This window comes from Streptomyces lycii (assembly GCF_009735685.1).
Classification (GTDB): Bacteria; Actinomycetota; Actinomycetes; order Streptomycetales; family Streptomycetaceae; genus Streptomyces; species Streptomyces lycii.
Window position 1 is genome coordinate 1 of record NZ_WHPN01000217.1, and the last position, 2311, is coordinate 2311.

Consider the following 2311-nt stretch of genomic DNA (forward strand, 5'->3'; position numbering starts at 1 on the left):
CCAGGGGCGGCAGCGTCAACCGGATGCTGGTCCGGCGCCCGTGCCACTCCGTCGGCTCCGGCTTCAGCGGGTCCGGGTTGCCGACGCCGCTGCCGCCGTAGCGGGCCTCGTCCGTGTTCAGGACCTCCTGCCAGCCCGCGTGGTCACCGGGCACCCCCAGCCGGTAGTCCTCCCGGACGACCGGCGAGAAGTGGCTCACGCACAGCAGCGGCGCCCCCTGCGCGTCATGGCGCAGGAACGCGAACACGTTGTCCTCCGCCGCGCCGCCGTCGATCCAGGTGAAGCCCGACGGATCGGTGTCCCGTTCCCACAGCGCGGGCTCGGCGGCGTACCGGTGGTTCAGGTCGCGCACCAGGTCGCGCACCCCCCGGTGGTCGCCCGCCGAGTGGTACGTGTCGTCCGTCAGCCACCACTCGGGGCCGTGCCGCTCCGACCACTCGGCGCCCTGCGCGAACTCCTGCCCCATGAACAGCAGCTGCTTGCCCGGGTGCGCCCACATGAAGCCCAGATACGCCCGGTGGTTCGCGCGCCGCTGCCACCAGTCGCCGGGCATCTTGGTGACCAGCGCCTGCTTGCCGTGCACCACCTCGTCGTGCGAGATCGGCAGCACGTAGTTCTCGCTGTACGCGTACACCATCGAGAACGTCATCTCGTTGTGGTGGTACTTGCGGTGCACCGGCTCGTGCGCCATGTAGCCCAGCGAGTCGTGCATCCAGCCCATGTTCCACTTCAGCCCGAAGCCGAGGCCGCCGAAGCCGTCGGGGCCGGTGTGGTGCGTGGCGCGGGTGACGCCGTTCCAGGCGGTCGACTCCTCGGCGATCGTGACGACGCCCGGGCAGCGGCGGTAGACGGTGGCGTTCATCTCCTGGAGGAACGCCACCGCGTCCAGGTTCTCCCGGCCGCCGTACTGGTTCGGCGCCCAGTCGCCGCCCTCGCGCGAGTAGTCGAGGTAGAGCATCGAGGCGACCGCGTCGACCCGCAGGCCGTCGATGTGGAACTCCTCGCACCAGTAGACGGCGTTCGCGACGAGGAAGTTGCGGACCTCCGTGCGGCCGTAGTCGAACTCCAGCGTGCCCCAGTCCGGGTGCTCCGCCCGGCGCGGGTCGGCCGGCTCGTACAACGGGGTGCCGTCGAAGCGCGCCAGCGCCCAGTCGTCCTTCGGGAAGTGCGCCGGCACCCAGTCCATGATCACGCCGATGCCCGCCCGGTGCAGCGCGTCGACCAGGTACTTGAAGTCGTCGGGGCTGCCCAGACGGGCGGTCGGCGCGTAGTAGCCGGTGACCTGGTAGCCCCACGACGGGCCGAACGGGTGCTCGGCGACCGGCATCAGCTCGACATGGGTGAAGCCGAGGTCGCGCACGTACGCGGGCAGCTGCTCGGCCAGCTCGCGGTACGTCAGCCCCGGCCGCCACGAGCCCAGATGCACCTCGTACACCGAGAACGGCGACTGGTGCACCCGCTGCTTCGGGCGGTCCCGCATCCACTCCCCGTCCGTCCACTCGTGGGCGGAGGCGGTCACGACGGACGCGGTGTCCGGCGGGCACTCGGTGCGGCGCGCCATCGGGTCGGCGCGCAGCGTGTGCGAGCCGTCGGGGCAGGCGATGTCGAACTTGTAGACGGCACCCTCGCCGATCCCCGGCACGAACAGCTCCCAGACACCGGTCGCGCCCATCGAACGCATCGGATAGCACGTGCCGTTCCAGCAGGTGAAGTCGCCGGTCACGCGCACACCGCGGGCATTGGGCGCCCAGACGGTGAAACGGGTGCCGGTCACGCCCTGATGCGTCATCGGGTGCGCGCCGAGCGCCTGCCACAGCTGCTCGTGCCGTCCCTCGCCGATGAGGTGCAGGTCGAGTTCGCCGACGGCGGGCAGGAAGAGGTACGGATCGTGCTGCTCCAGCGGCACCGGGGCGTCCGGTTCGCCGTACGCGATGACGAGACGGTAGTCCGGGACCCCGTCCAGCGGCAGCACACCGGCGAACAGCCCGTCGCCCTCCGGGTGCAGATTGGCACGTACGCCCTCCGCGACCACGGTGACGGCGTGCGCGAAGGGCCGCAGCGCGCGGAAGAGGACGCCTCCGTCGGGGAGCGGGTGCGCGCCGAGGAGCGCGTGCGGGTCGTGGTGCGCCCCGTCGAGCAGCCGGTGCCGGTCGGCCGGGTCGAGCTGCGGCGCCCGTGCCACCCCGGGGCTGCCCGCCGGCGGTACGGCACCGGGCGCGGGGTCACGGCGTACGGCACGGGGCGCGCCCGGCGCAGGTGTTCCGGCCGGCTCCGGGCCCGGCGCGCCGTTGGCTTCCGGTGCCGGGTTCGC

At 72.3% G+C, this 2311-nt stretch carries 1 protein-coding gene; it reads right to left on the reverse strand.

Annotation, left to right across the window (positions count from 1 at the left end; translation table 11 throughout):
- Window positions 1-2311: 1,4-alpha-glucan branching enzyme (glgB, locus tag GCU69_RS08820; protein WP_408055780.1), on the reverse strand; the 2311-nt coding region annotated here is incomplete at both ends.